The organism is Flavobacterium sp. Leaf82 (genome assembly GCF_001422725.1).
In the GTDB taxonomy this organism is placed as follows: Bacteria; Bacteroidota; Bacteroidia; order Flavobacteriales; family Flavobacteriaceae; genus Flavobacterium.
Map to the genome: position 1 here is coordinate 181,559 of NZ_LMMA01000006.1, position 25,716 is coordinate 207,274.

Genomic DNA, 25,716 nt, shown 5'->3' on the forward strand with positions numbered 1-25,716 from the left:
AATCCTAATAAGTATGTTTCATAGAGACACCATATTAGTAGAAAAAAAATTACGATCCTGTTGTTTTTTTTCTTGAGACTATACTATTTATCCCCTTCTTTATTTGCCAATTGTCCACATGCAGCATCAATATCTTTACCACGGCTGCGACGTACTTTTACCACTACTCCAATATTCTCTAAGGCTTTTATATACGCCATAATAGATTCTTCTGAAGCTTGCTGAAATTCTCCATCATCAATTGGATTGTATTCGATTAAATTGACTTTGCATGGCACGTATTTACAGAATTTAACCAAGGCATCAATCGACGCTTTATCATCATTGATTCCTTTCCAGACTACATATTCGTATGAAATCTTATTTTTTGTTTTTCTGTACCAATATTCTAATGATTCCCGTAAATCTGCAAGCGGAAAGTTTTTGCTAAAAGGCATAATTCGCGCACGGATTTCATCAATAGCTGAATGTAAAGAAACCGCCAATTTGAATTTTACATCATCATCAGCCATTTTTTTGATCATTTTTGGAATTCCGGATGTCGAAACCATAATACGTTTTGGCGACATTCCTAATCCTTCCGGTGATGTAATCATATCAATAGCTTTTATGACATTGTTATAATTCATCAAAGGTTCTCCCATTCCCATAAAAACAATATTCGAAAGTGGGTGATTATGGTACAAACGGCTTTCTTTATCAATCGCGATAACCTGATCGTAGATTTCTCCCGGCTCCAGATTTCTCATTCTTTTTAAACGTGACGTAGCGCAAAAATTGCAATCTAAACTACATCCCACCTGACTTGAAACACAAGCTGTTGTTCTTGTATCTGTGGGGATTAAAACAGATTCTACTACTAAACCATCATGTAAACGAACCGCATTTTTTACCGTTCCGTCGCTGCTTCGCTGCATGGTATCAACCTTAATATGGTTGATCACAAAATTATCTTCAAGCATAGAACGAGTTGACTTGGCAACATTCGTCATATCCTCAAAGCTATGCGCTCCTTTACTCCATAACCATTCATAGACTTGATTTCCGCGAAAAGCTTTGTCATTATTAGCTACAAAAAAATCGCGTAACTGGTCTTTTGATAGGGCTCGTATATCTTTTTTCTCAATTTGCATGGCGCAAAGTTACTACTTTTTTTCTTAAAACTTTCTTCGATGTAGTGACGCTTAATCGGTACAAATACCCGGTTTCTTTTTTTAGCGTTAACTATATTAATTGATAATCTGCCTTAAGAAATCATTCTAAATAATTATAGTTATTTAATAAATTTCAAACCATGATTTTTATCATTCTCTATGTTATGTGTTCGCAATAAATTTGATCTAAGAAAATAAAGGAAAGCTTTAAATTTTTACAAAGACTTAATTGAAGTGTAGTTTTCCTTATTGCAAAAACAACTAAATACCATCAAAATGAGAACAATTAAATCAATTTTATTGACAGTGATTTTTATAACATTGTCATTACAGACAAATGCACAAAGAAACTATACTGTGGCAAGATCAAACTTTGAGGTTGCCGGAACTTCAAATGTGCATGATTGGGTAATGAAATCTACAGAAGGAATCGGGACTGCTAATTTAACTGTTATAGATTCTAAATTAGCTGATATAAATAACTTAACGATTACGTTATTAGCAGAAAGCATAAAAAGCAGTAAAACAAGTATGGACGATGTAGCATATGAAACGCTGGATACAAAAACACACAAAAATATTAAGTACGTTTTAAAATCTGCAACTAAATTAAACGAAACAACCTGGAATATAACCGGAACATATACAATTGCAGGAACAAGTAGAGATTATAAAACCCTGGTTAATGTAACCGCTAATAACGGAAACTTCATTTTGAAGGGTTCTAATCAAATTACTTTTTCTGATTTTGGAATGTCACCTCCAACAGCAGCTCTTGGGGTTGTAAGAGCTGGAAAAGATCTTACTCTTATTTTCAACATTACTTTAAATGATTATGCTAAAAATGATAATGTTTTAGTTATTAAGTAGCGAATCAAATACTATTCAATTATTATTTTAAATATTAAAATTAATGTTCATAAAAAGAAGAAAGAATAACTAAGCAAAATTTAATCAGGATAGATTTTAGTCTAAATAAAATGAATATAATACCGCTGAAAAAAAATTATTAGGGAGATCGAAAAAATAAAATTTTTGGCACGAGAATTGTCTTTCTCCAGCAAGAAAGATAATCTTACAAAGAGCTCAATCATTTAAAAATGTGTATCTTTATTTTTCAGCTTTATAACCTTTAAATTTTATCAACCTAAAAAAAATTATTGATCATGAAAAAACAAATTTTAAGCTTAGCTGTTATCGCTTTATTAGCATTCGCTGTTCAATCTTGCGAAAAGAAAGAACCAAAACCGGGAGAAGACGAATTAACTCTTGGAAACAAAGTTGATACTTTAACAACCAACATTGAAGAAGTAAAAGACAGTGCAGTTATAAAAGCCGAAAATGCTGCTGCAAAAGCTAAAGAAGCTTCACAAAATGCCGCTCAGGACGTAAAAGACGCAACTAAAAAAGCCGCTGAAGATGTAAAAGATGCGACTAAAAAAGGTGCTGAAAAAGTAGAAAATGCTGCAAAAGCTGCAAAAGACGGTACCGTAAAAACAGCTAAAGACGTAAATGAAGCTTTGAAAAAATAATTCTGTCAAAATTCAGAATTAAAACCACTCGTTGCAACGGGTGGTTTTTTTATGCAAAAAAGTGAAGCGATATTTTTTGTATTTTTGCTTTTCAAATTTAGAAGATTATAACATGCATTTTATATCACAGGAATTAGAAGATTATATCGAACAACATTCTGAAAACGAACCGGAATTATTAGCAAAACTAAACAAAGAAACCTACCAGAAAATACTTTTGCCACGAATGTTAAGCGGACATTTTCAGGGACGTGTTTTAAGCATGTTGTCTAAATTAATCCGTCCGGTAAATATTCTTGAAATTGGTACTTATACCGGTTATGCAGCTTTATGCCTGTGCGAAGGAATGCAGGAAAACGGACAGTTACATACTATTGATATCAAAGAAGAGCTGGTCGATTTTCAGCGTAAATATTTTGATGCATCACCTTGGGGAAAACAAATTTTTCAGCATTTAGGAGAAGCGGTTGATATAATCCCAAATCTGGATGTAAAATTTGACCTGGTTTTTATTGATGCCGATAAAGAAAATTACCTTAATTATTGGGAAATGATTGTTCCAAAAATGAACAAGGGCGGAATCATTTTATCTGATAACGTTTTGTGGAGCGGAAAAATCCTGGAACCTGTTCATCCAAATGATATTAGTACAAAGGTACTTTTAGAATATAATCTGCTTTTAAAAAACGACCCAAGAGTAGAAACTGTTTTATTACCTATTCGCGATGGTTTAACGGTTAGTAGAGTACTTTAAAAAAAGGTTCTAAGTTTCTAAGGCACTAAGATTCTAAGTTGTGGAATGGAGTATAAAAAAAGACAATTCAAAAATACAAGTAATGAATTATACGAGTGAGATAAATTCCGAAGGTTTTGCAATTATAAATAATGTTTATTCTGAGAAGAAAATCGAAAAATTGATTTCATTAATTGAAGATGTAACCGAAAATGATTCTGACAATACCACCTTTCGAAAATCTCAGGATTTATTCGCTATCAGACAATTTCATAAAGAAGTTCCGGAAACTTTAGATTTTATTTTTAATGAAAATCTGAAAGACATTATCGAATCTAATTTTGGAAGCGGCTATTTTATAACCAAATCTATTTATTTTGACAAACCTGAAAAATCAAATTGGTTTGTGGCGTATCATCAGGATTTAACCATTTCAGTTAATAAAAAAATTGAAATAGAAAATTTTGAAAACTGGACTGTAAAACAGAATCAATTTGCGGTACAGCCTCCAAAGGAGATTTTAGAAGATAATTTTACAATCAGAATTCATATTGATAAAACGACAAAAGATAATGGTGCTTTGAAAGTCATAAACAAATCACATTCAAAAGGTATTTTAAGAATTGAAAATATGGATTTTGAAAAAGAAAAAGAAACCATTTGCGAAGTCGAAAAAGGCGGAATCATGATAATGAAACCTCTTTTATTTCATGCTTCAAATAAAACTACCAATAACGAAAGAAGAAGAGTTATTCATATCGAATTTAGTAAACAACAACTTCCGAAGGGATTAGAATGGAGTGAAAAAACGATTATTGAAGATGCTTCTTTTAGTAAAATGCTTTAATTTTTATTTTGCCATTTCGATTTCTATAATAAAATCAAGTCTTTTTTTCAGGAGCTAATCCCGCTCCCGAAGCCTCGGGACGTTACAATCTTTTGTGGCTCCCGAAGCCTCGGGACCGCCACAAAAGGTTTTCCAATTCTATCGGGGCTAGGGCTGTAATTTTCATAACAGTATTTTCATCTGGTTTTTCATTTCAACATAAAGGAAATTAAACATAAATTCGCCAATCTTGTAGATTTCCGCGTGTGATATCTCCTTCGTCGAGATGACAAATTGGGCTCTTTTTTACTTTTAGAATAGCTTTGTCATTTCAACAATATTGAGGTTAAAATTTAATCACATTAAAAAAGGCTTTAACTAAAACATTACGTTTTTAGTTAAAGCCTTTTATCTTTTTACAGAATAAAATTTCTTTTAAAAATGAGTGCACTAGCCCAGATGGAAACGAAATCCTTTTGTTTTTTTCTTTAAAAAACAAAAGATATAGCGGATCCCGAAACTTCGGGAGGATACTCCAGAAAAATATTATCCCGGAAAATATTGAGGTTTTAGTTTTCGGTATACTAAATAGAGTAATGAACCAAAAAGAGCTCCAAAGAAATAACCTGTTAGAATGTCTCCCGGATAATGCAATCCTAAATAAATCCTGCTGTAAGCAAAAATCAACGGCCATAAAAACAAGAATCCCAAATACTTGAAATGGCGTTTTAGAATCAGGAATAAAAAAGTTGCCACTGCCATTGTATTAGCAGCATGTCCTGAGAAAAAACTATAAGATTGTCTCACTTGAACAACACGAATAATCGAATTGATATCAGGATTATTACAAGGACGTAAACGTTGAAAAGTGTGTTTAAACAAATTAGTTGTCTGATCTGTAAATGCGATCAAAATTGCAATAAAAAGCAATACATATAAGGTTTGTTTTCCGCCTATTTTTTTATAAATAAGATAGAACATTAATAGAAAAAGCGGAGTCCAATTTAACTGATTGGTAATAATAAGCCAAAATTTATCGTATGTTTCAGATCCTAAACCGTTAAGATATACCAATAAATTGATATCTAATTCTTGTATTTTTTCGAGCATTATAGTTGGCGTTTTACAGGTCCTGAGATAGAATCAATATCTTCTTTTACTTTATCTATTTCTGTAGCTGTATCTCCTAATATATTATTAGTTGAATCACTTAATAAGTTTGCTTTTGCATCATTTATTTGTGCATTGATATTACCTGTGATATCTGTCAGGGATCTTGCATCAAGACCATTGGCCTCAGCTCCTTTATGAATTTCACTTTTAATATCATTGGTCGCATTTTTTAATTGCGCCATTGCTTTACCCATTGTGCGGGCAATTTCAGGCACTTTATCCGAGCCAAAAAGCATTAGTACTATAAACAGTATAAAAACTAATTCTCCTCCTCCTATACCAAACATATCTTTTCTTTTTGTGTGACAACAAAGATATTAAATTTTGAAGTGCACAGTTTTAAAATTTACTTAAAAAAAAAGACTCTTTTCAGAGTCTTTTGTATTTGCTTTTAGTCAAATTTTGATTTTTGTTCAACTTTTGGCCATGAATTATTTGTTACATCAATATCAGCAGTCATTAATTTTGGATCTATCTGAATGCTTTTTATCGCTTTTGTAGTTGCATAAACTTTCTTCGCTGATTCGTTGCTTTTTCTCCAGATTTGAGCCGGATATTGATAGTTGTCTTTTGTTCCGTCTTCGTATGTAATCTCAACAAGAATTGGCATAATCATTCCGCCTGGCTTATTAAACTCAACTTCATAGAAATATTTAGGCGCTTTTAATTCTGCTTTTTCCTCAGCTGTAAAAGTCTGGCTTACATAATCAGCCAAAGGTTTTACATCTTCTATTTTTAAGGCTTTTTTGTTTGATGAACTTACCTCAGCATTGTCTCCGGCAACTAAATAAACGAATGGTCCTTTCTCAACACCAAAACGTCCTTTTTTCACTTTTACATCTTTAATATCTGCTGTTGGCGTTTCAGAAACATAATATTGTTTTACGTCTTTGATTCCGATATCTACAAAATCCGTAGAATAAAACCATCCTCTAAAAAACCAGTCTAAGTCTACTGCAGAAGCGTCTTCCATCGTTCTAAAGAAATCTTCAGGAGTTGGGTGTTTAAACTTCCATCTGTTTGCATATGTTTTAAAAGCGTAATCAAACAATTCTCTTCCCATTACAACTTCTCTTAAAATGTTAAGACCTGTAGCTGGTTTTCCGTAAGCATTATTTCCAAATTGGTGAATTGTTTCAGAATTTGACATAATTGGTTCTAAAAACTTTTGATCCCCACTCATGTAAGGAACGATGTTTTTTGCCGGACCACGTCTTGACGGAAAGCTTGAATCTAATTCCTGCTCTGCCAAATATTCTAAAAACGAGTTTAAACCTTCGTCCATCCAAGTCCACTGACGTTCATCAGAGTTTACAATCATCGGGAAGAAAGTATGTCCTACCTCATGAATTACCACACCAATCATTCCGTTTTTAACCTCTTTACTGGTTACTCCGTTTTCATCCGGACGACCAAAATTCCAACAAATCATTGGATATTCCATACCTTGATCTTCTGCAGAAACTGATACTGCTTTTGGATAAGGATAATCGAATGTATGAGACGAATAGCTTTTTAAAGTATGTGCCACAACCATTGTTGATGTTTCTCCCCAAAGCGGATTTGCTTCTTTTGGATAAACAGATTCAGCCATAACTACTCTATTGCCAATTTTTACGGCCATTGCATCATAAATGAATTTTCTTGAAGAAGCAATTCCGAAATCACGTACATTTTTTGCACTGAATTTCCATGTTTTTTTCTTTTCAGAAAAACCTTTTTCAGCTGCTTCAGCCTCGGCTTGCGTTACAATTACAACAGGTTTATCAAATGATTTCTGAGCTTGTTCGTAACGTTTTACCTGTTCTGGCGTAAAAACTTCGCCTCTGTTTGTTAATTCTCCTGTAGCATCAATTACGTGATCTGCAGGAACTGTAATGTTTACGTCAAAATTTCCAAAAGGCAAAGCAAATTCCCCACTTCCCCAGAACTGCATATTCTGCCAGCCTTCAACATCGTTGTAAACGGCCATTCTTGGATAAAACTGAGCAATTACATATAATTTATTTCCGTCTTTCTCAAACAATTCATAACCAGAACGTCCGCCGCCTTCTTTTCTGTAATTATTAACGTTATACCACCATTTTATGGCAAGTGAAATTTTCTCGCCCGGTTTTAACGGAGTTACCAAATTAATACGCATCATGGTTTCGTTGATGGTATATGACATTGGATTTCCTTTTGCGTCTTTTACCTGTTCAATATTAAAACCACGCTCTAAATCTTTCTTTAAATATTTGCTTGAAAATCCATCAAGTGGAAAGACCTGATTGATTTTTTCACTTTCGGCTAATGAATTCTGAGTCTTTGCTTTAGCCTGATTTTGGTCTAACTGAATCCACAAATATTCTAAACTATCCGGTGAATTGTTTGAATAAGTGATAACTTCAGAACCCGTTATTTTTGAATTTTTATCATCTAATTCGATGTCAATTTTATAATCTGCCTGTTGCTGATAATATGCCGGTCCCGGAGCTCCAGATGCTGTACGAAACATATTAGGTGTTGCCAGCAAATCATACATTTGGCTAAATTTGTTTGTATCGTACTTCCCTTGTTGTTTTGGGACAACTGTTTTCTCCTGAGCGATTAAGATTGCAGGAAAAATCAATAATAATGAAAGTTTTTTCATAAATTTTTAATAGTAATTTTGTCAGGCTGTGAAAATAATAATTAAATCAACAATCTTATGTATTCTTTAATACTTTAACACTTCTTTCCTTGAAGATTCTGTAAAAAGAACACTCTTTTTAACACCAAATGCTGAAATATGTGTAATGTTTTGCTGTTCAGCATTCCAATCGACCAGAATCGTATTTGAGATTTCGATTGTTTTAAATTTTTCGATGTCTTTTATTCGGGAATAACAGACTAAAACATCATCTGATTCTACTTCTTTAGATAAAAAAGTAATGGGTTTTGACTGACCATTTATTTTTATAGTAAAATTTTCAGAGAGATATTTTTTCAATAAATCAATATCAGCCTGCGTTTCCTTGTCTGTGCCAACGAAAGTTTTTTGATGATACTTTTTTTCCATTCCATTATTCAAATCATCGATAAAAATTCTGGAAGTAATTTGAATCATTTTTTTCTCAGCGGCATAATTGACCTGAAAAATTCCCATATAAAATTTATGGAATGAAAAAGCTGAAAGCGATAAAAACAATATCCCTATTAAAGGATAAATTAATCTATTTTTCATTTTGCAGAAACATTCACTTTTTTGAATTCTTTGTTTTTAGTAATCAGAAAATCCATTAACTCAAATTTTTGGTCAGGATCAAGATGTCTTTTTGATTCCGGATCATTAGAGCAATACATCAAAAATAATTCTATTTCATCTTCTTTTAAGCCCAAAGTATTGGTAAAAAAGTCAGGTTTGAAATTTGCTCTTGAATATTCAATAAAAGCCATATCTGATATAACTTCTTCTTTTACCTCATCATTTTTAGAGAGAAGCTTTTTCACATCTTTAAAAATTCTAACAAAATCAGTTCCGTATTTAATCGTTTGATCAGAATACATTACTGTGTTTTTAGCGGTAGATTGCTTATCATCTTCAAACTGCATATCTACTATTTTTTGCGATCCGCCACCAAGTGCTTTCACTTTAAGATCTTTATGTACTAAAACCTCTTTTAATTCATTACTCACCAAATTAAGAGAGACTGAAAAAAGAACTTCTGCACAATCTTTCTCTGTTAAAACAATCTTTTTTGACTGAAATGCTAATCCTGTAAATAACAAAGTATCTTTTGGTCGTGCCATAATATCAAATAATCCGTTTGTACCTATAAAGGTTCTGACATTTGCATTGATATTCATTACATAACCGCTTTCGATCGCTAAAGTATTATTAACCGCCTGACCATGTAACGGCTTCCTTGAATTTTGCCCCAGTACAACCTGGCAAATTAAGCATACAACGAGTATTCCTAGTTTATTTTTCATTTTCGAGAATTGTTAAATATTTCCTTGCTAAATCTGTTATTAAAAACATACTCATTGTTTTGTTCTTAGTATCCAAAGATACAGCAAATTCAGCATCATCTACACAATATAATTGAAATCCTTTGATATCTGCCTGAGGAATTTTCAATCTTTCTGTATAATAATTCTCTTCAAAAAGGTATTCTATTTTTCTAAAAAGCATCTCCTTTTTTTCGACATTTACCTCTTTTTTAAGCATTGCGGTTCGTCCGGAAATTTTATTAAGTAACTTATCCACAGAGGTTGAAGTTGCAGTATATACTTTTCTTTCTGCTGGTGTATATTTTTTTTGACCGGACGGAATGATTCCTAAATTTTCGGCTGTAATATTTGCATTTTCATTTACAATTACTTCCTTCAATTCTACTTCTTTAGCAGTCATTTTGATCACAATAGAAGCTAGATTTAAATCTTCGACTGTAATGCGGCGTTTGACAGGATCCAGATTAACCGCTGAAAAAACCAAAACATCACCTTCTTTTGCGACGATAGAAAACATTCCGTTTATATCTGAAACAGTTGTAACCTGAGTGGTATTATTAATAATATTTACGCCTTCAACATTCGATGACTCCTCAAATACTTGTCCTGTAATTTCTTTATAAGCTGTTTTTTGTCCAAAACCAATCTGAACAATCAATAAAAAAAATATAATATGTAATAGGTTATTTATTCTCACTTGCGATTATTTCTTTATATTTTACAGCTAGTTCTCCTAACAAAAACTCTGTAGATGTTTTATTTTTCGAATTCAAAATCACTGTGAACTTATCATTTTCGACTGCATAATATTCAAATCCTTTTACATATTCTGCCGGAATTTTTAATCGGTCAATAAAATGTTCGAGAGTAAACATGCGCTCTAAAAGCTTCATGAAAAACTCTTTTTTCTCGACGGCAACTTCTTTTTTAAGCATTGCCGTACGTCCTGAGAAAAAATTCAATAAAGGATCTGCAGAGATTGAACCTCCAGCCATCGTACCTGCATTTGCACTTGCATTTAATGCCGTGGCGGTATGTAATTTTCTCTCGGCTTCTGTATACGTTTTTTGATCACCAGGAATAATCCCTAAAGAAACTGCATTGATGCCACTGTAATTTCTAACCACGACTTCCTGCAATTGATGCATAACCATATTAAGTTTTACAGTAAAATTAATGTCTGAAAAATTTTCAGGCGTTAGCAAAACTCTGTTTTCTTTGAATTGTATCGACGAAAAAATAAGCATTTCTCCGGGTTTCGCAGTGATAGAAAAAGCACCGGAAGCATCTGTTGTTGTCATAACTTCAGTTTGAGCATTGACAACATAAACACCTTCTAAATCAGAAGCACCGGAAATAATTCGTCCGTTTATAATAGTACTGTCCTGATTTTGAGACCAGCCAATTTGACTCAAAATAACAATCAAAAAACATAAAATTTTAGTAGTCAAAGTAGCAGAAAGTTAGATTTATTCTTAAAAGTGTAAAAATATCTTAATGCACTCCAAATATAGTATTAAGGACTTGGTAAAAATATGTTAATTAAAAGTCATTTGTTCCTTGCAAAAAAAGACTTTTTAATATCTTTAACCTAAACAATCTGAGTTATTTTTTATGAAAAGCATTATTATTGCCAGCACCTCTACACTTCACGAAGGCAGCTATTTAGAATATTTATTACCTACTTTACAATCGCATTTTAAAAACTGCAAAAGTATTTTATTTATTCCGTTTGCAAGACCAAGCGGTATTTCGCACGATGATTACACAAAGAAAGTTGCACAGGCATTTGCCTCAATAAACATTTCTGTAAAGGGAATTCATGAATTTGAGAGTGCAGAAAATGCCATAAAAAATGCCGAAGGAATATTTACCGGCGGAGGAAATACTTTTTTACTGGTTACTCAATTATACAAACACAACATCATGCAAGTTCTTGCAGAAACGGTAAAAAACGGAACTCCTTATTTAGGAACGAGTGCCGGCAGCAATATTTGCGGCTTATCAATGCAAACCACAAACGACATGCCTATTATTTATCCGCCAAGTTTTCAGACTTTAGGATTAATTCCTTTCAACTTAAATCCGCATTATTTAGATCCTGACACACAATCTAAACATATGGGAGAAACCAGAGAAACAAGAATTAAGGAATTTCACGCCTTTAATGCTATTCCGGTTTTAGGATTAAGAGAAGGAAGCTGGCTTGAAGTAAAAGGAGATAAAATCACGCTAAAAGGAAGCTTATCAGCTCGTTTATTTCTACAAAATGAAAATCCGGCAGAATTAGAAACAGAAAACGATTTAAGCAATCTAAAATAATTTTCCTTACCATTAAGATATTAAGTCTATTAAGAACTGAACTTAATTTTCTTAATATCTGAATGGTTCAAAAATATAAAGACAAAAAAAAATCCCCAAACAAATTGTTTGAGGATTTTGAAGAGCGAAAGACGAGGCTCGAACTCGCGACAACCAGCTTGGAAGGCTGGAGCTCTACCAACTGAGCTACTTTCGCATTAACAGGGTGCAAATATAAATAATTAAATCGTTTAAAAAAATAAAAACCAATAATTATTTTATTTTGATTAAAAAACCGAAACAATTAAGTTTCGGTTTCTTAGAGCGAAAGACGAGGCTCGAACTCGCGACAACCAGCTTGGAAGGCTGGAGCTCTACCAACTGAGCTACTTTCGCATTACCGTGGTGCAAATATAAAAAATAAGTTAAGTTCAAAACAAGCTTTTTCGCAAAAAAAATCAATTAAAATCAACAATAAATCATAACGTATTTAAAATTAAAAAGTTATAGAATCTATTATTTTTCAAAAATCATGAATATAATTAAGGAAATACTGTCAAAAGAGACTTATCGCGCTAAATAACCCGTTTCAAGAAAAGAAAAAAGTCTTGGCTAATGCCTATTTAAAGGATAAGATTAGAATCAATAGATTATTTGATCTTTTGCCAATGAAGAATTAATAGGAAATATTTCGTTATTCAAAAAAATCAATACTATATTTGCGGGGCAAAATCAAGATCGAATTTAAGAGATGGCAGTTTTAGAAACGCATCACATACATAATTTGAAAAAGCTTTAGTCAAACATTGCAAAACCTACTGCAATGCAAACAAAGTCGATTGATTTGCTTTAATGCCAGAAACGCAGCCATAGGCTTTTAAAAAACGGAACGCCAACCCCAAAGGTGAGTCCTTTTTAAATTAAGATATTGGCGAGCATTATTTAATGTCTAAAAAATTTAGAATGAAGAAACTTTACTTTTTGTTAGTAATATGCATTTGTATTGGCTGTAAAAAAGATACACCTAAACCTGTTCCAGTTACTATAAAAAAAACCGCTCCGGCAATTATACTTACTGACGAAAGAAAAGTAGAAATTGACACTGCTCTTATAAGTACTTTTAAAAGTGAAACCCTTAAACAATTTTATAACTCATCAGAAAATAAAACGGTTTGGGGAAATCTAAAAAAAAGAACGTACGTTTTATCCCAACTTTCGAATTCAGAAGAATTGGGTTTGAATCCTGAGGATTATAAAGCATCAAAACTTAAAAAATTCGAAGACAAGATCAGTTCTCTAAGCGATACTGATCTGGCTACTTATGATATTTTAATTACCTATAATTTCGAAAAATACCTAAATCATCTTTATAAAGGAAAATTAAACCCTAAAACATTATATAACAATTGGGATTTGGACGAAAAAACTTTTGACGTAAACAACATTCTTATCAAAGCTTTTAATAAAAACAAATTAGACAGCGTTGTTGCTAATATTCAGTCAAAAGCATACACTTATAAACAACTATTAAATGCTCTGAAGATTATTAATACTTTTCCGGAGGATGACATAAAAACTATTGAATCAGCAGCAAAAATTACTTTAAACGATACGAATACAGCATTAATAAACATAAAAAAAAGACTTATCTACTGGCAGGACATGCCTAAAAAAGATAGTCTTACGAAGATTTATGACCAAAAAACTTTTGAATCTGTAAAGAAATTTCAGGAGAGACACGGTTTAGCATCTGATGGCGTTATTGGAGTTGGAACTATTAGTGCGCTTAACTTTTCTAAACAAAAAAGGAAAGAACAAATTATCGCCAATTTAGAACGTTGGAGATGGTATACGAATGATCTGGCAGAAAACTATTTAATTATTAATATTCCTGATTACAGCCTGAATGTGGTAGAAAGCCAGGATACTACTTTAGTTCGAAATGTTGTTGTAGGAACCAGCAAAAGAAGGACACCTATTATTACATCGATGCTAAAAACAGTGGTTTTGAATCCTACATGGACTGTACCGCCAACAATCCTGAAAGAAGATGTTGTACCGGCAATGAAACGAAATCGAAATTACTTAGCCAATAAAAACATTACTATTTATGATACGGCAGGAAATGTTGTTGAACCTAATAACTGGAACGAGAACAAACCCGGGAATTATAGATATGTACAAAGTCCGGGATATAATAATGCGCTGGGATTAATGAAAATTCTGTTTCCAAATCATCATAGTGTTTATTTGCATGACACAAATCATCGTAATAATTTTGGAAGAAGCAACCGTTCTTTAAGCTCAGGTTGTGTTCGTGTTGAAAATCCTTTAGAATTGGCACAACATATTTTAGATGATTCTGAAAACTGGCCAAAAGACAGGATCGATACCATTATTGCTTCTAAGAAAACAACGAGCATTAAGATCACAAAAAAGTATGCTTTATATCAATGGTACTGGACAGCTTGGAGCAAAAAAAATCAGCTCATTTTCAGAGCTGATATTTATAATCTGGATTCGGATTTGTATGCTAAACTAAGAAATTAGTTTTTGCTCCATCTCGAAACTTCTTGATGGATGGTAAATATACAAACACGATTTGTTTTTTATTAGTTCAATTATTTCATCCGTCAATTCGATTGGAAGTGCTGGACAACCCTGACTTCTGCCTAATCTTTTATGATCTCTGATAAAAGATTCAGAAACATAATCAGCGCCATGCATTACAACTCCTCTTTGACGGGCATTACTGTTAATTCCGTTTTCTAAACCGTCTAAACGTAAAGAAGCTCCGTGTTTTCCCTGGTAAATCTCGCCTGTTGCATAAAAGCCTAAACTGCTTTTAAAAGATGAATTTGAATTCGAGAAAGCAGATGCAAATTCTTCTCCGGTATTTCTTCCGTGAGCTACTAAAGAGTTAAATAAAATAGTATTTGTTGATAAATCGATTACCCAAAGACGTTTCATGTTTGATGACAAACTAAAGTCAATTACAGTTAAAATGTCTTTTTGGATCACACCTTTTTCTTTCAATAAGTAAAACCCTTTTAAGGCTTCAGAAAAAGTTCTAAGCTCAGGCAAATTAAAATTGTTAGAATTTAATGTATGATAAATACTTTCAATTTTAGCTTCGACAGTCAAATTCTCAACTTTAGCGATCGTTTTTGTCGTGGCCTTTTTAATTTCGGGGGTGTTATTTGAATCTTTACCAAAAGATAATAGCAAAAACACCAAAAGTGGATAAATCTTGTAAATCATTGAATTTCTTTAGGTTAATAAAAAATTTGGGTATGGCAAAAGTATAAAATTTTATAGGCTGACAAAATAGAAGCCTGAAAATCAGGCTGTTTTTGTTGAAATTTTAACATTATTAACGCAAAAACCATCTTTATGTAAGATTTTTTCTTCTGCTAAAAAACCTAACGTTTAGGTCAATTTTCTTAAAAAAAATAAAAATTAATGGTAATTTTGAAACTTATTCTGTAACAAATAAAACTTAGAACTGTCTATTTTATTGTAACTTTTCGAAATTTCATGAAAAAAATAGCCTTTTTTACCTTTATTTTAATCTCTTTTTTGGGTTATAGCCAAAAAAAAGTTTTACAAGCTCAGCTTATCACAGAAAGTATTTCTATTGATGGAAAGCTAAATGAACCCGCATGGCAAAATGCGCCAATAGCATCAGATTTTGTCATGTATCAACCTGATAATGGAAAACCTATTCCGGAAAATCAAAAAACCGAAGTAAAAGTTTTATACAATAATGACGCAATATATATTGGCGTTATGATGTATGACAATGAGCCAAGTAAAATTCTAAAAGAAATTTCACAACGTGATAATTTTGGTACTGCTGATATTTTTGGGGTTTTTATCAATGGTTTTAATGATGGTCAGCAAAGTTTTGAGTTCTTTGTCTCTGCCGCTGATGTACAAGGTGATTGTATTATGACTGATGTCAACGGTGAAGATTATTCCTGGGACGCCGTCTGGATCAGTAAAGCCGCTATGACGGATAACGGCTGGATTGTAGAAATAAAAATTCCATATGCCGCTTTGAGATTCTCTGCCGAAGACAAACAAACCTGGGGAATTAATTTTTTCAGGGAAATAAAACGAGAAAGAAAAAAATATACCTGGAATTTAATCGACACTAAATTAGGGACATTTACACAACAAAACGGTCTGTTAGAAGGAATTGAAAACATCAAACCTCCTACCCGATTATTTTTGATGCCTTATGCTTCTTATTATCTAAATACTGCTGATCACCAAAAAACATATGCTACCTTAAAAGGCGGAATGGATATTAAATACGGAATCAACGATGCCTTCACGCTAGATGCTATTTTGATTCCTGATTTTGGACAAACAAAATATGATGACCAAATTTTGAATTTGGGTCCTTTTGAGCAGCAATTCAATGAAAACAGATCTTTTTTTACTGAGGGAACTGATTTATTCAACAAAGGAAATATGTTTTATTCGAGAAGAATTGGCGGACGACCTTCTACAGAACCTACTCTAAATGAGAATGAAGAAATACTTGAAGAAGTTCAGAATGTTAACCTCATTAATGCTTTAAAAATCTCGGGACGAACTAAAAAAGGTTTGGGCGTTGGGATCCTAAATGCTATTACTGAGAAAACTTTCACAACTATAAAAGATACTTTATCCGGCGAAACAAGACGTGAAATTGTTGAACCATTAACCAATTATAATGTATTGGTTTTAGATCAGCGTTTTCGTAAAAACTCTTCGGTAACACTTATTAATACAAATGTTACCAGAAATGGTGATTTTAGAGACGCAAATGTAACCGGACTTGCCTGGGATTTAAACACGAAGGCAAATACCTATAATTTATCCGGAAATGTAAAATACAGTATGATTAATGATACCGAAGACAAAAACGGGGTTTTCAGCACACTAAGTTTTGCAGAAACCAGCGGAAATTATCGTTATAGTGTGGGATCTGATTTTGTTTCGAAAGATTTTGATCCAAACGATTTGGGGATTAATTTTTATACCAATTATTACAACTTCTACGGAAACGGAAATTACAGAATCCTGAATCCAACCAAGCTTTTTAATAGTTTTAAGATTGACTATGATATGTATATCGAACTCAATAAAGAATCTGGAAAAGTCCAGGAAAACAAAATAAGCTCTGAAGTAAACATTACAACTATAAAAAACAATTATTACGGATTGGGAGTTGTCTTTTATCCCTTACAATCTAATGATTATTACGAGCCAAGAGCGGAAAACCGCTATGTTATTATTCCTCGAAAAATAGAAACCTGGGGAAGCATTTCTACTAATTACAATAAGAAATTCGCTTTAGATTTAAATCCTTCGATAATTTTTACAGATGAGGCAGGAAGAATGGCTTATGGCGTAGATATTGGTCCCAGATATCGTTTTAATGACAAACTTTTACTGACCTATACTTTTAGCTTTAATAGAAAAAATAACAACAAAGGTTATATTGACAGTATTGACGATGATGATAACGAAAATACTCCTGAGACTATCATTTTTGCAAATCGAAATGTAATCACGTATTCGAACACCTTAAGCGGAAAATATGCTTTGAACAGTGCGATGACTCTTAACCTGGCCGTTAGGCAATATTGGTCTTATGCAGAAAACAAAGAGGACCTTGAACTTATGCCTGACGGTACTTTGACGCCTTATCCACAGTATACAGAAAACAAAAATTCCAGTTTTTATTCCTGGAATACAGACTTGTCTTATTCGTGGTGGTTTGCTCCGGGAAGTCAGCTTTCTATTTTATATCGAAACAATGCTTCAAACTTTGAACGGATTATTGATAAGGATTTCAAACATAACGTAACCGCTTTACTTAATAATGACGCCTTAAAACATATCTTTTCTATAAGCGTAAAATATTTTATTGACTACAATGCTGTCAAAAATAAAGTTCGAAAAAGAGCTTAGTCTGAATTAATTTTAAAAAATATAGAATTCTTCAACAAGATTAATATTTTTTAATACGCTTCATTTTATTAAACATAATTGTAACAATTGCTTTCGTGCACATTTTATAAATGGTTTATCTTTGTAAAAAACAAAAATGATGAACAAAAAAGTAATACTTATGATTTTAGACGGTTGGGGAAAATCTCCTGACCCTAAAGTATCTGCAATAGACAATGCAAATGTTCCTTTTATAAACAGTCTTTACAAAAATTACCCAAGTGCCCAACTTAGAACCGACGGATTAAACGTGGGTTTACCGGAGGGTCAAATGGGAAATAGCGAAGTTGGTCACATGAACCTTGGTGCAGGAAGAATTGTATACCAGGATTTAGCCAAAATAAACTTAGCAGTAGCGCACCAGACACTTGCCAAAGAGCAGGTTCTTGTTGATGCGTTTACTTATGCGAAAGAAAACAACAAAAAAGTCCACTTTTTAGGATTAGTTTCTGATGGTGGAGTTCACTCTCATACTTCTCATTTACGTGGATTAATCGATGCTTCTCAAGAATATGGTTTAGAAAATGTCTTTATTCACGCCTTTACAGATGGTCGTGATGTTGACCCTAAATCCGGGGCAAAATACATTCACGATTTAGAAGATCACATTAAAGATACTCCTGTAAAAATCGCTTCGATCATTGGTCGTTATTATGCAATGGATCGTGACAAACGTTGGGAACGTGTAAAATTAGCCTATGATCTGGTTGTAAACGCAATTGGAACTCCATCTAAAAATGCTGTTGCAAGCGTTCTTGACAGTTATGCACACCATATTACAGATGAATTTATTGAGCCAATCGTAATGGTTGATGAAAATGAAAAACCTCTTGCAACAATTGTTGAAGGTGATGTAGTTATCTTCTTCAATTTTAGAACAGACAGAGGTCGTGAACTTACAGAAGCGCTATCACAACATGATTTTCACGAGCAAAACATGCACAAGCTAAACTTGTATTATGTAACGCTTACAAACTACGACGAAACATACCAAAACGTAAAAGTAGTTTACAATAAAGATAACATTACAGAAACTCTTGGTGAGGTTCTTGAAAAAGCAGGCAAAAAACAAATTCGTATTGCAGAAACTGAGAAATATCCGCACGTAACATTTTTCTTTTCCGGTGGTAGAGAAACTCCTTTTGAGGGTGAATCCCGTATTTTAAGAAATTCTCCTAAAGTAGCGACTTACGATTTACAGCCAGAAATGAGCGCTTTTGAACTTACAGCTGCTCTTGTTCCTGAATTGAACAAAAAAGAAGTAGATTTTGTTTGTCTAAACTTTGCAAACGGAGACATGGTTGGTCATACCGGAATCATGAGTGCGGCAATATTAGCTTGTGAAGCTGTTGATGCTTGTGTAAAACAAGTTATTGAAGCTGCTCTTGAAAATGATTACACAACGATTGTAATTGCCGATCACGGAAATTGCGAAACTATGATTAATCCTGACGGAAGCCCTAATACAGCACACACAACAAATCCAGTGCCGATTATTTTAGTAGACAAACAACTAAAAAATATTCAAGATGGTGTTTTAGGTGACATCGCCCCTACTATACTTGAATTAATGGGAGTTCAGCAGCCAAACGCAATGACTTGTCATTCGTTGTTGTAGAAATACATTAAAAAGTTTTTTAAACCATATAAGTGATATAAGTCATTATAAGCTTTACGCAGCTTTATAAAATGATTTTATATCACTTATATGGTTTTTAATTTTTTGAACTCAAACTGATTTATATTTACTTATATAACTTATATGGTTTAAAATACAAAATAGTGATACGTCCATTCGACACAATAGATTATAATCCCTATTAAACCTCCAACCAAAGTTCCGTTTATTCTAATGTATTGAAGATCTTTTCCTATTTCTAATTCTAATTTTTCTGAAACTTCTTTACCATCCCAACTTTTTACTGTTGAAGAGATTAGTTCTCCAATCACTTTTTTATTATTCAAAAGAATAGAAAGTAAATCGTTCTTGATAAAATTATTAATCTTGTCAATCATTACAGAATCTTCTTTGATTCCGTTTCCAAAAGTTTGAATTAAACCCGAAATACTTTTTTTAATAGACGATTGATCTCCTTTTTCCAAATCATTCGAAATCGATAATTTTATTTCATCCCAGATTCCGTTTATATAATCCTGAACTTCTTTTTTTCCTGCAAAACCCAAAATCATGTTATTGATCTTGATTCTCATTTCTTCAGAGTTTTTTACTTTATCCAGAAAATTATAAACATACTCGTCTATTTTGATTCTGATTTCACTTTGCGGTTTTTTAGCTTCGTCCAGAAATTCGGCTAAACCATTAAAAATTCCTTCCGAAATGCTTTTATCGGCTAAGCCAAAACTCAAAAACGGAGTGGATTCTTTAACTTTTTTTCTAATCAGATCTTTATTATTGCTCAGTTCTGTACTCATAAAATCCAGAATATTTGTTAGCAATTCGTCTTTTACATTTCCTTTTTGTAAAGGTTCTAAAGCTAATGCAACCCAATCTCCAAAATTAATTGCTTCCAGTTTTTCTTTGAACTGAACCTGAATAAATCGCTTTATATCTTCATCTTTTATGGTTTTTAAAATTCCAGGAATAATATTTACTGCAACAAGATTCGCAATTTTATTCGCATTTTCTTCTTGCGACAACCAATCTGAGGCTTTTGTAGCAAAGTTGAATTCTTCTAGCTTAATTTCTAATTTTTCACGATTCAGAAATTCTTCAGAAACAAAATTTCCCAGATTTTCACCAATCTCATTTTTTTTCGTCGGAATAATTGCCGTGTGCCAAATCGGGATTCCTAACGGATGTTTAAATAATGCAACAACCGCAAACCAATCGGCTATTCCGCCCACCATTGCTGCTTCACTAAAAGCCTGCAACATTGGAATTTTAAAATAAATAGCAATTATAAAAAGCAGTACGGCAAATCCTAATAGCGCCAAAGCACTATTTTTCATTTTCCGTAAAGCCTTTTTTTTGAGTATATTTTCCTGATCTATTGACGTTTCCATAATTTAAGTCGTTTTAACTCTTACTAATTTACGTTTTTTCTGTCAAATCGAAACGTTATTCATTGTCGTTTTGCCACGAATTTCACTAATTGACACAAATTATATTTGAATGTTGATTTCCCGAATACTGGGTATTTAATTTTAAGTCGCTACTATTTTAAAGAAAATTCGTGAATTCGTTGCGAAAAAAAATAATTGACGGCAAAAAAAATTAGACAAAAAATAATATTTAAAATCGTACTTTTGCGAACTGAAAATCCGAAATTATGATTATTGTAAAATCACGTGAAGAAATAGAATTAATGCGCGAAAGTGCTTTGATCGTATCTAAAACATTAGGAATGATTGCTTCTGAAATTAAAGAAGGAGTTACCACATTATATTTAGACAAATTAGCCGAAGAATTTATCCGTGATCACGGTGCTGTACCAAGCTTTTTAGGATTATATGATTTTCCGAATTCGCTTTGTATGAGTCCAAATTCACAAGTTGTACACGGAATACCTAATAACACACCTCTAAAAAGTGGTGACGTTATCTCTGTAGATTGTGGTGCATTCAAAAATGGATATCACGGTGATCACGCCTATAGTTTTGAAATTGGAGAAGTTGCTCCTGAAGTTAAAAAACTTTTGCAGGTAACTAAAGAATCTCTATACGTAGGAATCAGAGAATTTAAAGCAGGAAATCGCGTGGAAGATGTTGGAAACGCGATTCAAAAATATACTGAATCTCACGGTTACGGAGTTGTTCGCGAATTGGTTGGTCACGGTTTAGGGCAAAAAATGCACGAAGAACCAGAAATGCCAAACTACGGAAAACGTGGTCGCGGAAAACTTTTTGTTGAAGGAATGGTTGTTGCCATTGAACCTATGATTAATATGGGAACAAAAAACATCAAACAACATAAAGACGGCTGGACAATTACAACTGCTGACGGAAAACCAAGTGCACATTTTGAACACGATGTAGCACTAATTGACGGAAAACCAGAATTATTATCGACTTTTCAGTACATCTATAAAGCTTTGGGAATCGAAAGCAAAGAAGAAGACGAATTCAGAAAAGTGCCGTTAACTCTATAATTAAAATTCAACCCCGAATAAAACCCTGTGAAAAAATTATTCAAATTAGTACTTAATACAATACCGCGTCCATTATTAATTCGTTTGAGTTATGTAGCTCGACCAATTTTGGCATTTTCATTAAAAGGAGATAAATTTACTGATCCGATTGATGGGAAAAGCTTCAAATCGTTTTTACCATACGGATATGGCAAACAACGTAATAATGTGCTTTCGCCAAGTACACTTTCTTTAGAGAGACACCGTTTACTTTGGTTGTATTTAAACGATCAGACTGATTTTTTTACAGCACCAAAAAAGGTACTTCACTTTGCTCCGGAACAAGCTTTTTATAAATTATTCCGCAAGCAAAAAAACCTTGATTACACTACAACTGACTTATTTTCGCCTTTGGCAGATGTAAAAGCAGATATTTGTAATTTGCCTTTTAAGGACAATGAATACGATGTTATTTTATGCAATCACGTTCTGGAACACATTCCGGATGATACAAAAGCAATGCAGGAATTATTCCGCGTTTTAAAACCAGGCGGAATGGCGATTCTACAAATTCCACAAGACTTATCGAGAGCTGTAACTTTTGCTGACGATACTATTACGGATCAAAAAGAACGTGCAAAAATATTTGGACAATACGATCACGTTCGTATTTATGGCCGTGATTATTTTGACAAATTAAGAAGCATTGGCTTTATCGTAATCGAAGAAGATTATACGAATAAAATTACACCAGAATTGGTAGAGAAATATTGTTTGGCAAAAGGAGAAATTATTCCGCTTTGCTTCAAACCAGAAAACTAGATCATTCGGATTTTTTCACCATATAAGTGATATAAGTTCATTTAAAAAAGTTTTCAGAATAGCAGTATTTTGAAAACTTTTTTCAGTTTAGACCACTTCCCAAATTACAACCCAACCTAACCGCCTTATCTTGGATCTTTCAAATTCATTTCAATTTTGCTTTGATATCAGTTTTGAAAAAAATCTGAATCATTATATTCCAACTGCATATATCGTTGAGAATACTGATGACATTAAATATTTAAATAAAAAAGCAACCAAAGATGTACTTGAAAGCTTTTTTATTGTTTTTGACAATTTAGATGCAGAAACAAAGAAAATATTGACCATTTGCGAATCGCTAAAACCAGACTTTATTTTCAAAAAATTTAGTACAAAAATCAAATCGGCAAAAACCATTGCTGATTTGCAAAAAGATTCTAAAATTGAGTTTGCAATTCGTCAGCATTTACAACTAAATTTAAGTTCCTTTTATAGTCTTATTGTTCAAAAACAATTTCCGTTATCTATTAATATGGGAGTTGAAAAGGATTTTTATCGTTCGAGAGTCAATATCGATCCGCTATATTTTGAACCTCAGATTGAGTTTAATAAACATACTGAAGGAATTACATATACGCTTTCGCTAAAAGAAAACGAAACTACATTTTTACCCATGAACAGCAGCATTGAGACACTGCTGGACGAACCAAGCTGGTTGATTATCGATAAAAAACTTGGGCAGTTAAAGGATCTTAATTCTAAAAAACTTTCTCCTTTTTTAAAGAAAAAATCAATCGAAATACCTTCAAAGTTAGTTGATACTTATTTTAAAAATTTCATTCCTGAAATAGCAAAAAAAATAGATATTGAAGCTACTGGTTTTGAAATTGAGCATCGTGATCAAATTATTTCAAGCACGATTCAGCCTGTTTTTGATTTCTTTAAAAACTGTTATTACCTCAACCTTTATTTTGATTATAACGGTTATTCATTTGACAGCAGCAAAACTAAAAAAACACATTCGTTTGTTGATTTTAGTATTGCTAACGAACCTAAAATCATTCAGTTTAAACGCAGTTCTGCCGAAACTTTATATACAGACAAATTACTTGAAATTGGTTTACTAAAAATCAAAAACGAGTTATTCGGATTAAATACTGATGCCGAAAATCCTGATCCTTACATCAATATTCAATTTGTTATTGACCGTAAAGAAGAACTGGAAAGTTTAGGATTTACGATCCAAAATCTAAAACTGGAAAGCAAAGAAATCATTACAGAAAACTACACTATTGCGGCTTCAAAAGAAGAAACAAAAGAAGATTGGTTTGATATTAAAATAATCATTACAATTGGTAGCTACACTGTAAATTTCAGCGAAATTATTCCAAATATAAAAAGCAAGGAAAGACTCTTTTTATTGCCTGACGGAAACTATTTTCTGATTCCTTTAGAATGGCTGAGTAAATATGGTTCACTGGCAAAATTGGCAAAAACAGAGAATGGAAATCTTCTTTTGCGTAAAAGTAATTTTGCTGCTCTGGATGCAATTCCGGAAATCAAAGACGATATCATTCAAAAAGCCGAATATACATCTTCAGATTTATTAAAGGCTTCATTAAGACCTTATCAGATCGATGGTGTAAAATGGCTTTTAGGTCATTTTAATTCCAATCTGGGAGCTTGTCTGGCTGACGATATGGGACTTGGTAAAACATTACAAACCCTGGCCGTTCTGGTTGCAGTTCAGGAACAATTGGGTTTTACAACTAAAACCACGAATTTTGATTTGTTTCAAAATGAAACGACTATCGAAAGACAACCTTTAAAAGCCCTGATTGTTTTACCTTCGTCATTGGTTTTTAACTGGTATAATGAAGCTGCGAAATTTACACCGCATTTTTCGAAAATGCAGTATGTGGGTAATGACAGAAAATTATTAGCAAGCAGATTAGAATCAACTGATTTAATTTTTACAAGCTACAGCATTGTTCATCGTGATATTGCGATTTTAGAAAAATATAATTTCCACTATTTAATTTTAGATGAAAGTCAATACATCAAAAATAAAAACTCTAAGATCTTTAAAGCTATTACTAAAATAAATACGCATCATAAAATGGCGCTAAGCGGTACGCCTATAGAAAATTCATTAGACGATTTATGGTCGCAAATGCAATTTATAAATCCTGATATTTTGGGAAGCTATGATTTTTTTGCTCAGAATTTTAAAATCCCAATTGAGAAAAAACAAGACGAGAATAGTTTGTCTGAATTAAAAAACCTTATCCAGCCTTATATTTTAAGACGAACAAAAGAGCAGGTTTTAAAAGATTTACCAGAGTTAACAGAGCAGATTTATTATTGTGATATGGATCCTGAACAGGAAAAATTATACGAAAAAGAAAAATCTAAGGCGCGTAATTTTTTATTAAAAACTGACGGATCAAGTCCGGACAAAATTAGCATTATCAACACATTGATGAAGTTAAGACAATTGAGCAATCACCCCAAAATGATCGATCAGGAATCTGAAATTGATTCCGGAAAATATAACGCTGTAACTAATTATCTAGAAACTTTAGTAAAAGAGAAACAAAAAGCGATCATATTTAGTTCGTTTGTTACTAATTTGAATTTTTATACAGATTGGTGCAAGGAAAACAAAATATCTTATTGCGAAATTACCGGTGAAACTCCGTCGAGCAAAAGAGAACAACAGGTAAAACTATTTCAGGAAAAAGCAGAACCTTTGTTATTTTTTATTTCGCTTAAAGCGGGCGGTGTTGGTTTGAATATTACCAAAGCCTCTTATGTTTTGTTTTTGGATCCGTGGTGGAATCCTTTTGCTGAAAAACAAGGAGTTGGAAGGGCACATCGAATTGGACAATTAAATAAAGTAAACGTGATCAGGTTTATTTCGAAAAATACGGTAGAAGAAAAAATAATCAAATTGCAGGAAAACAAAAAATTATTATCTGATTCGCTTTTAGAAGAAAGCTATATTAATGATGAAATAGAAGTTAATTTAGATTACATTTTAAGTTCTTAGCAGTTGTTTTTAAAACCAATAAAACGGCATCCTGTTACGTTATATAAAATTGTTATATTTACAAATCTTACA

21 protein-coding genes and 2 tRNA genes are annotated in these 25,716 nt (G+C 32.7%); 11 read left to right on the forward strand and 12 right to left on the reverse strand.

The genetic code is table 11. From position 1 onward, the window contains the following. Positions 1-83: 83 nt before the first annotated feature. Positions 84-1,133, reverse strand: a complete 1,050-nt coding sequence (gene rlmN / locus ASF10_RS06885; RefSeq protein ID WP_056247034.1) for a 23S rRNA (adenine(2503)-C(2))-methyltransferase RlmN — start codon at positions 1,131-1,133, stop codon at positions 84-86. Between the two features lie 297 nt (positions 1,134-1,430). Here rlmN and ASF10_RS06890 point away from each other — a divergent pair, with 297 nt between their 5' ends. The 4 genes from ASF10_RS06890 to ASF10_RS06905 all read left to right on the forward strand — a co-directional run bounded on the left by ASF10_RS06890 (position 1,431) and on the right by ASF10_RS06905 (position 4,266). Next, positions 1,431-2,024: a YceI family protein gene (locus ASF10_RS06890; RefSeq protein ID WP_056247036.1), complete on the forward strand. Its 594-nt coding sequence runs from the start codon at positions 1,431-1,433 to the stop codon at positions 2,022-2,024. 296 nt (positions 2,025-2,320) lie between these two features. Beyond that, complete coding sequence (locus ASF10_RS06895) at positions 2,321-2,686, forward strand: hypothetical protein (RefSeq protein WP_056247038.1); 366 nt, start codon at positions 2,321-2,323, stop codon at positions 2,684-2,686. Between the two features lie 112 nt (positions 2,687-2,798). Continuing rightward, positions 2,799-3,440 carry an O-methyltransferase gene (locus ASF10_RS06900; RefSeq protein WP_056247040.1) on the forward strand — a complete coding sequence of 214 codons (642 nt, stop codon included), beginning with the start codon at positions 2,799-2,801 and terminating at the stop codon, positions 3,438-3,440. An 82-nt stretch (positions 3,441-3,522) separates the two neighbouring features. Continuing rightward, positions 3,523-4,266, forward strand: a complete 744-nt coding sequence (locus ASF10_RS06905) for a phytanoyl-CoA dioxygenase family protein (protein ID WP_056247134.1) — start codon at positions 3,523-3,525, stop codon at positions 4,264-4,266. 525 nt (positions 4,267-4,791) lie between these two features. On the opposite strand, the gene ASF10_RS06910 is transcribed toward ASF10_RS06905, so the two are convergent. From ASF10_RS06910 to ASF10_RS06940, 7 genes are all read right to left on the reverse strand, one after another. Continuing rightward, a complete protein-coding gene (locus ASF10_RS06910) occupies positions 4,792-5,355 on the reverse strand; it encodes a phosphatase PAP2 family protein (protein WP_056247042.1) in 564 nt (187 codons plus the stop codon). Then, a complete protein-coding gene (locus ASF10_RS06915; RefSeq protein ID WP_056247043.1) occupies positions 5,355-5,705 on the reverse strand; it encodes a twin-arginine translocase TatA/TatE family subunit in 351 nt (116 codons plus the stop codon). Before ASF10_RS06915 ends, ASF10_RS06910 begins: the two co-directional genes overlap by 1 nt. Positions 5,706-5,809: 104 nt before the next feature. Continuing rightward, a complete protein-coding gene (locus tag ASF10_RS06920) occupies positions 5,810-8,050 on the reverse strand; it encodes a M1 family metallopeptidase (protein WP_056247044.1) in 2,241 nt (746 codons plus the stop codon). 66 nt (positions 8,051-8,116) lie between these two features. Next, entirely contained in the window at positions 8,117-8,623 is a 507-nt protein-coding gene (locus ASF10_RS06925; protein WP_056247045.1) for a DUF6702 family protein, read from the reverse strand. Continuing rightward, positions 8,620-9,372, reverse strand: a complete 753-nt coding sequence (locus ASF10_RS06930; RefSeq protein WP_056247048.1) for a hypothetical protein — start codon at positions 9,370-9,372, stop codon at positions 8,620-8,622. The genes ASF10_RS06925 and ASF10_RS06930 overlap by 4 nt, the downstream gene beginning before the upstream one ends. Beyond that, positions 9,362-10,051, reverse strand: coding sequence for a carboxypeptidase-like regulatory domain-containing protein (locus ASF10_RS06935; protein ID WP_082472392.1), 690 nt, complete (start codon positions 10,049-10,051; stop codon positions 9,362-9,364). Before ASF10_RS06935 ends, ASF10_RS06930 begins: the two co-directional genes overlap by 11 nt. A 25-nt stretch (positions 10,052-10,076) precedes the next feature. Further along, positions 10,077-10,820 (reverse strand): carboxypeptidase-like regulatory domain-containing protein, encoded by a 744-nt coding sequence (locus ASF10_RS06940; protein WP_241774921.1) that lies wholly within the window; start codon positions 10,818-10,820, stop codon positions 10,077-10,079. A 187-nt stretch (positions 10,821-11,007) separates the two neighbouring features. Here ASF10_RS06940 and pepE point away from each other — a divergent pair, with 187 nt between their 5' ends. Beyond that, entirely contained in the window at positions 11,008-11,715 is a 708-nt protein-coding gene (gene pepE, locus ASF10_RS06945) for a dipeptidase PepE (protein WP_056247056.1), read from the forward strand. Positions 11,716-11,838: 123 nt separating this feature from the next. On the opposite strand, the gene ASF10_RS06950 is transcribed toward pepE, so the two are convergent. Then, positions 11,839-11,911 (reverse strand) — tRNA-Gly (locus ASF10_RS06950). 106 nt (positions 11,912-12,017) lie between these two features. After that, positions 12,018-12,090, reverse strand: a tRNA-Gly gene (locus ASF10_RS06955). A 567-nt stretch (positions 12,091-12,657) separates the two neighbouring features. Here ASF10_RS06955 and ASF10_RS06960 point away from each other — a divergent pair. Then, entirely contained in the window at positions 12,658-14,244 is a 1,587-nt protein-coding gene (locus ASF10_RS06960) for a murein L,D-transpeptidase (protein ID WP_056247136.1), read from the forward strand. On the opposite strand, the gene ASF10_RS06965 is transcribed toward ASF10_RS06960, so the two are convergent. Continuing rightward, positions 14,233-14,955 (reverse strand): murein L,D-transpeptidase catalytic domain family protein, encoded by a 723-nt coding sequence (locus tag ASF10_RS06965; RefSeq protein WP_056247059.1) that lies wholly within the window; start codon positions 14,953-14,955, stop codon positions 14,233-14,235. The genes ASF10_RS06960 and ASF10_RS06965 overlap by 12 nt on opposite strands. Before the next feature lie 276 nt (positions 14,956-15,231). Between ASF10_RS06965 and ASF10_RS06970 the strand changes: the two genes are divergently transcribed. Together ASF10_RS06970 and gpmI are read left to right on the forward strand one after the other, a co-directional pair. Beyond that, positions 15,232-17,661 (forward strand): DUF5916 domain-containing protein, encoded by a 2,430-nt coding sequence (locus ASF10_RS06970; RefSeq protein WP_056247061.1) that lies wholly within the window; start codon positions 15,232-15,234, stop codon positions 17,659-17,661. A gap of 139 nt (positions 17,662-17,800) precedes the next feature. Next, a complete protein-coding gene (gene gpmI / locus ASF10_RS06975) occupies positions 17,801-19,318 on the forward strand; it encodes a 2,3-bisphosphoglycerate-independent phosphoglycerate mutase (RefSeq protein WP_056247063.1) in 1,518 nt (505 codons plus the stop codon). A 149-nt stretch (positions 19,319-19,467) separates the two neighbouring features. Here gpmI and ASF10_RS06980 read toward each other — a convergent pair whose 3' ends face one another. After that, complete coding sequence (locus ASF10_RS06980) at positions 19,468-20,724, reverse strand: DUF445 domain-containing protein (RefSeq protein ID WP_056247065.1); 1,257 nt, start codon at positions 20,722-20,724, stop codon at positions 19,468-19,470. Between the two features lie 266 nt (positions 20,725-20,990). Here ASF10_RS06980 and map point away from each other — a divergent pair, with 266 nt between their 5' ends. The 3 genes from map to ASF10_RS06995 all read left to right on the forward strand — a co-directional run bounded on the left by map (position 20,991) and on the right by ASF10_RS06995 (position 25,644). Further along, positions 20,991-21,809, forward strand: a complete 819-nt coding sequence (map, locus tag ASF10_RS06985) for a type I methionyl aminopeptidase (RefSeq protein WP_056247067.1) — start codon at positions 20,991-20,993, stop codon at positions 21,807-21,809. 27 nt (positions 21,810-21,836) lie between these two features. Further along, complete coding sequence (locus ASF10_RS06990) at positions 21,837-22,610, forward strand: class I SAM-dependent methyltransferase (RefSeq protein ID WP_056247069.1); 774 nt, start codon at positions 21,837-21,839, stop codon at positions 22,608-22,610. 130 nt (positions 22,611-22,740) lie between these two features. Continuing rightward, on the forward strand, positions 22,741-25,644 hold the full coding sequence (locus ASF10_RS06995; protein WP_056247071.1) for a DEAD/DEAH box helicase: 2,904 nt from the start codon (positions 22,741-22,743) through the stop codon (positions 25,642-25,644). Positions 25,645-25,716: the final 72 nt, after the last annotated feature.

What these genes read in the sequence shown, in the direction of transcription:
- rlmN (WP_056247034.1), bottom strand. Translation starts at nt 1,133, where the DNA reads ATGCAAATTGAGAAAAAAGATATACGAGCCCTATCAAAAGACCAGTTA.
- ASF10_RS06890 (WP_056247036.1), top strand. Translation starts at nt 1,431, where the DNA reads ATGAGAACAATTAAATCAATTTTATTGACAGTGATTTTTATAACATTG.
- ASF10_RS06895 (WP_056247038.1), top strand. Translation starts at nt 2,321, where the DNA reads ATGAAAAAACAAATTTTAAGCTTAGCTGTTATCGCTTTATTAGCATTC.
- ASF10_RS06900 (WP_056247040.1), top strand. Translation starts at nt 2,799, where the DNA reads ATGCATTTTATATCACAGGAATTAGAAGATTATATCGAACAACATTCT.
- ASF10_RS06905 (WP_056247134.1), top strand. Translation starts at nt 3,523, where the DNA reads ATGAATTATACGAGTGAGATAAATTCCGAAGGTTTTGCAATTATAAAT.
- ASF10_RS06910 (WP_056247042.1), bottom strand. Translation starts at nt 5,355, where the DNA reads ATGCTCGAAAAAATACAAGAATTAGATATCAATTTATTGGTATATCTT.
- ASF10_RS06915 (WP_056247043.1), bottom strand. Translation starts at nt 5,705, where the DNA reads ATGTTTGGTATAGGAGGAGGAGAATTAGTTTTTATACTGTTTATAGTA.
- ASF10_RS06920 (WP_056247044.1), bottom strand. Translation starts at nt 8,050, where the DNA reads ATGAAAAAACTTTCATTATTATTGATTTTTCCTGCAATCTTAATCGCT.
- ASF10_RS06925 (WP_056247045.1), bottom strand. Translation starts at nt 8,623, where the DNA reads ATGAAAAATAGATTAATTTATCCTTTAATAGGGATATTGTTTTTATCG.
- ASF10_RS06930 (WP_056247048.1), bottom strand. Translation starts at nt 9,372, where the DNA reads ATGAAAAATAAACTAGGAATACTCGTTGTATGCTTAATTTGCCAGGTT.
- pepE (WP_056247056.1), top strand. Translation starts at nt 11,008, where the DNA reads ATGAAAAGCATTATTATTGCCAGCACCTCTACACTTCACGAAGGCAGC.
- ASF10_RS06960 (WP_056247136.1), top strand. Translation starts at nt 12,658, where the DNA reads ATGAAGAAACTTTACTTTTTGTTAGTAATATGCATTTGTATTGGCTGT.
- ASF10_RS06965 (WP_056247059.1), bottom strand. Translation starts at nt 14,955, where the DNA reads ATGATTTACAAGATTTATCCACTTTTGGTGTTTTTGCTATTATCTTTT.
- ASF10_RS06970 (WP_056247061.1), top strand. Translation starts at nt 15,232, where the DNA reads ATGAAAAAAATAGCCTTTTTTACCTTTATTTTAATCTCTTTTTTGGGT.
- gpmI (WP_056247063.1), top strand. Translation starts at nt 17,801, where the DNA reads ATGAACAAAAAAGTAATACTTATGATTTTAGACGGTTGGGGAAAATCT.
- ASF10_RS06980 (WP_056247065.1), bottom strand. Translation starts at nt 20,724, where the DNA reads ATGGAAACGTCAATAGATCAGGAAAATATACTCAAAAAAAAGGCTTTA.
- map (WP_056247067.1), top strand. Translation starts at nt 20,991, where the DNA reads ATGATTATTGTAAAATCACGTGAAGAAATAGAATTAATGCGCGAAAGT.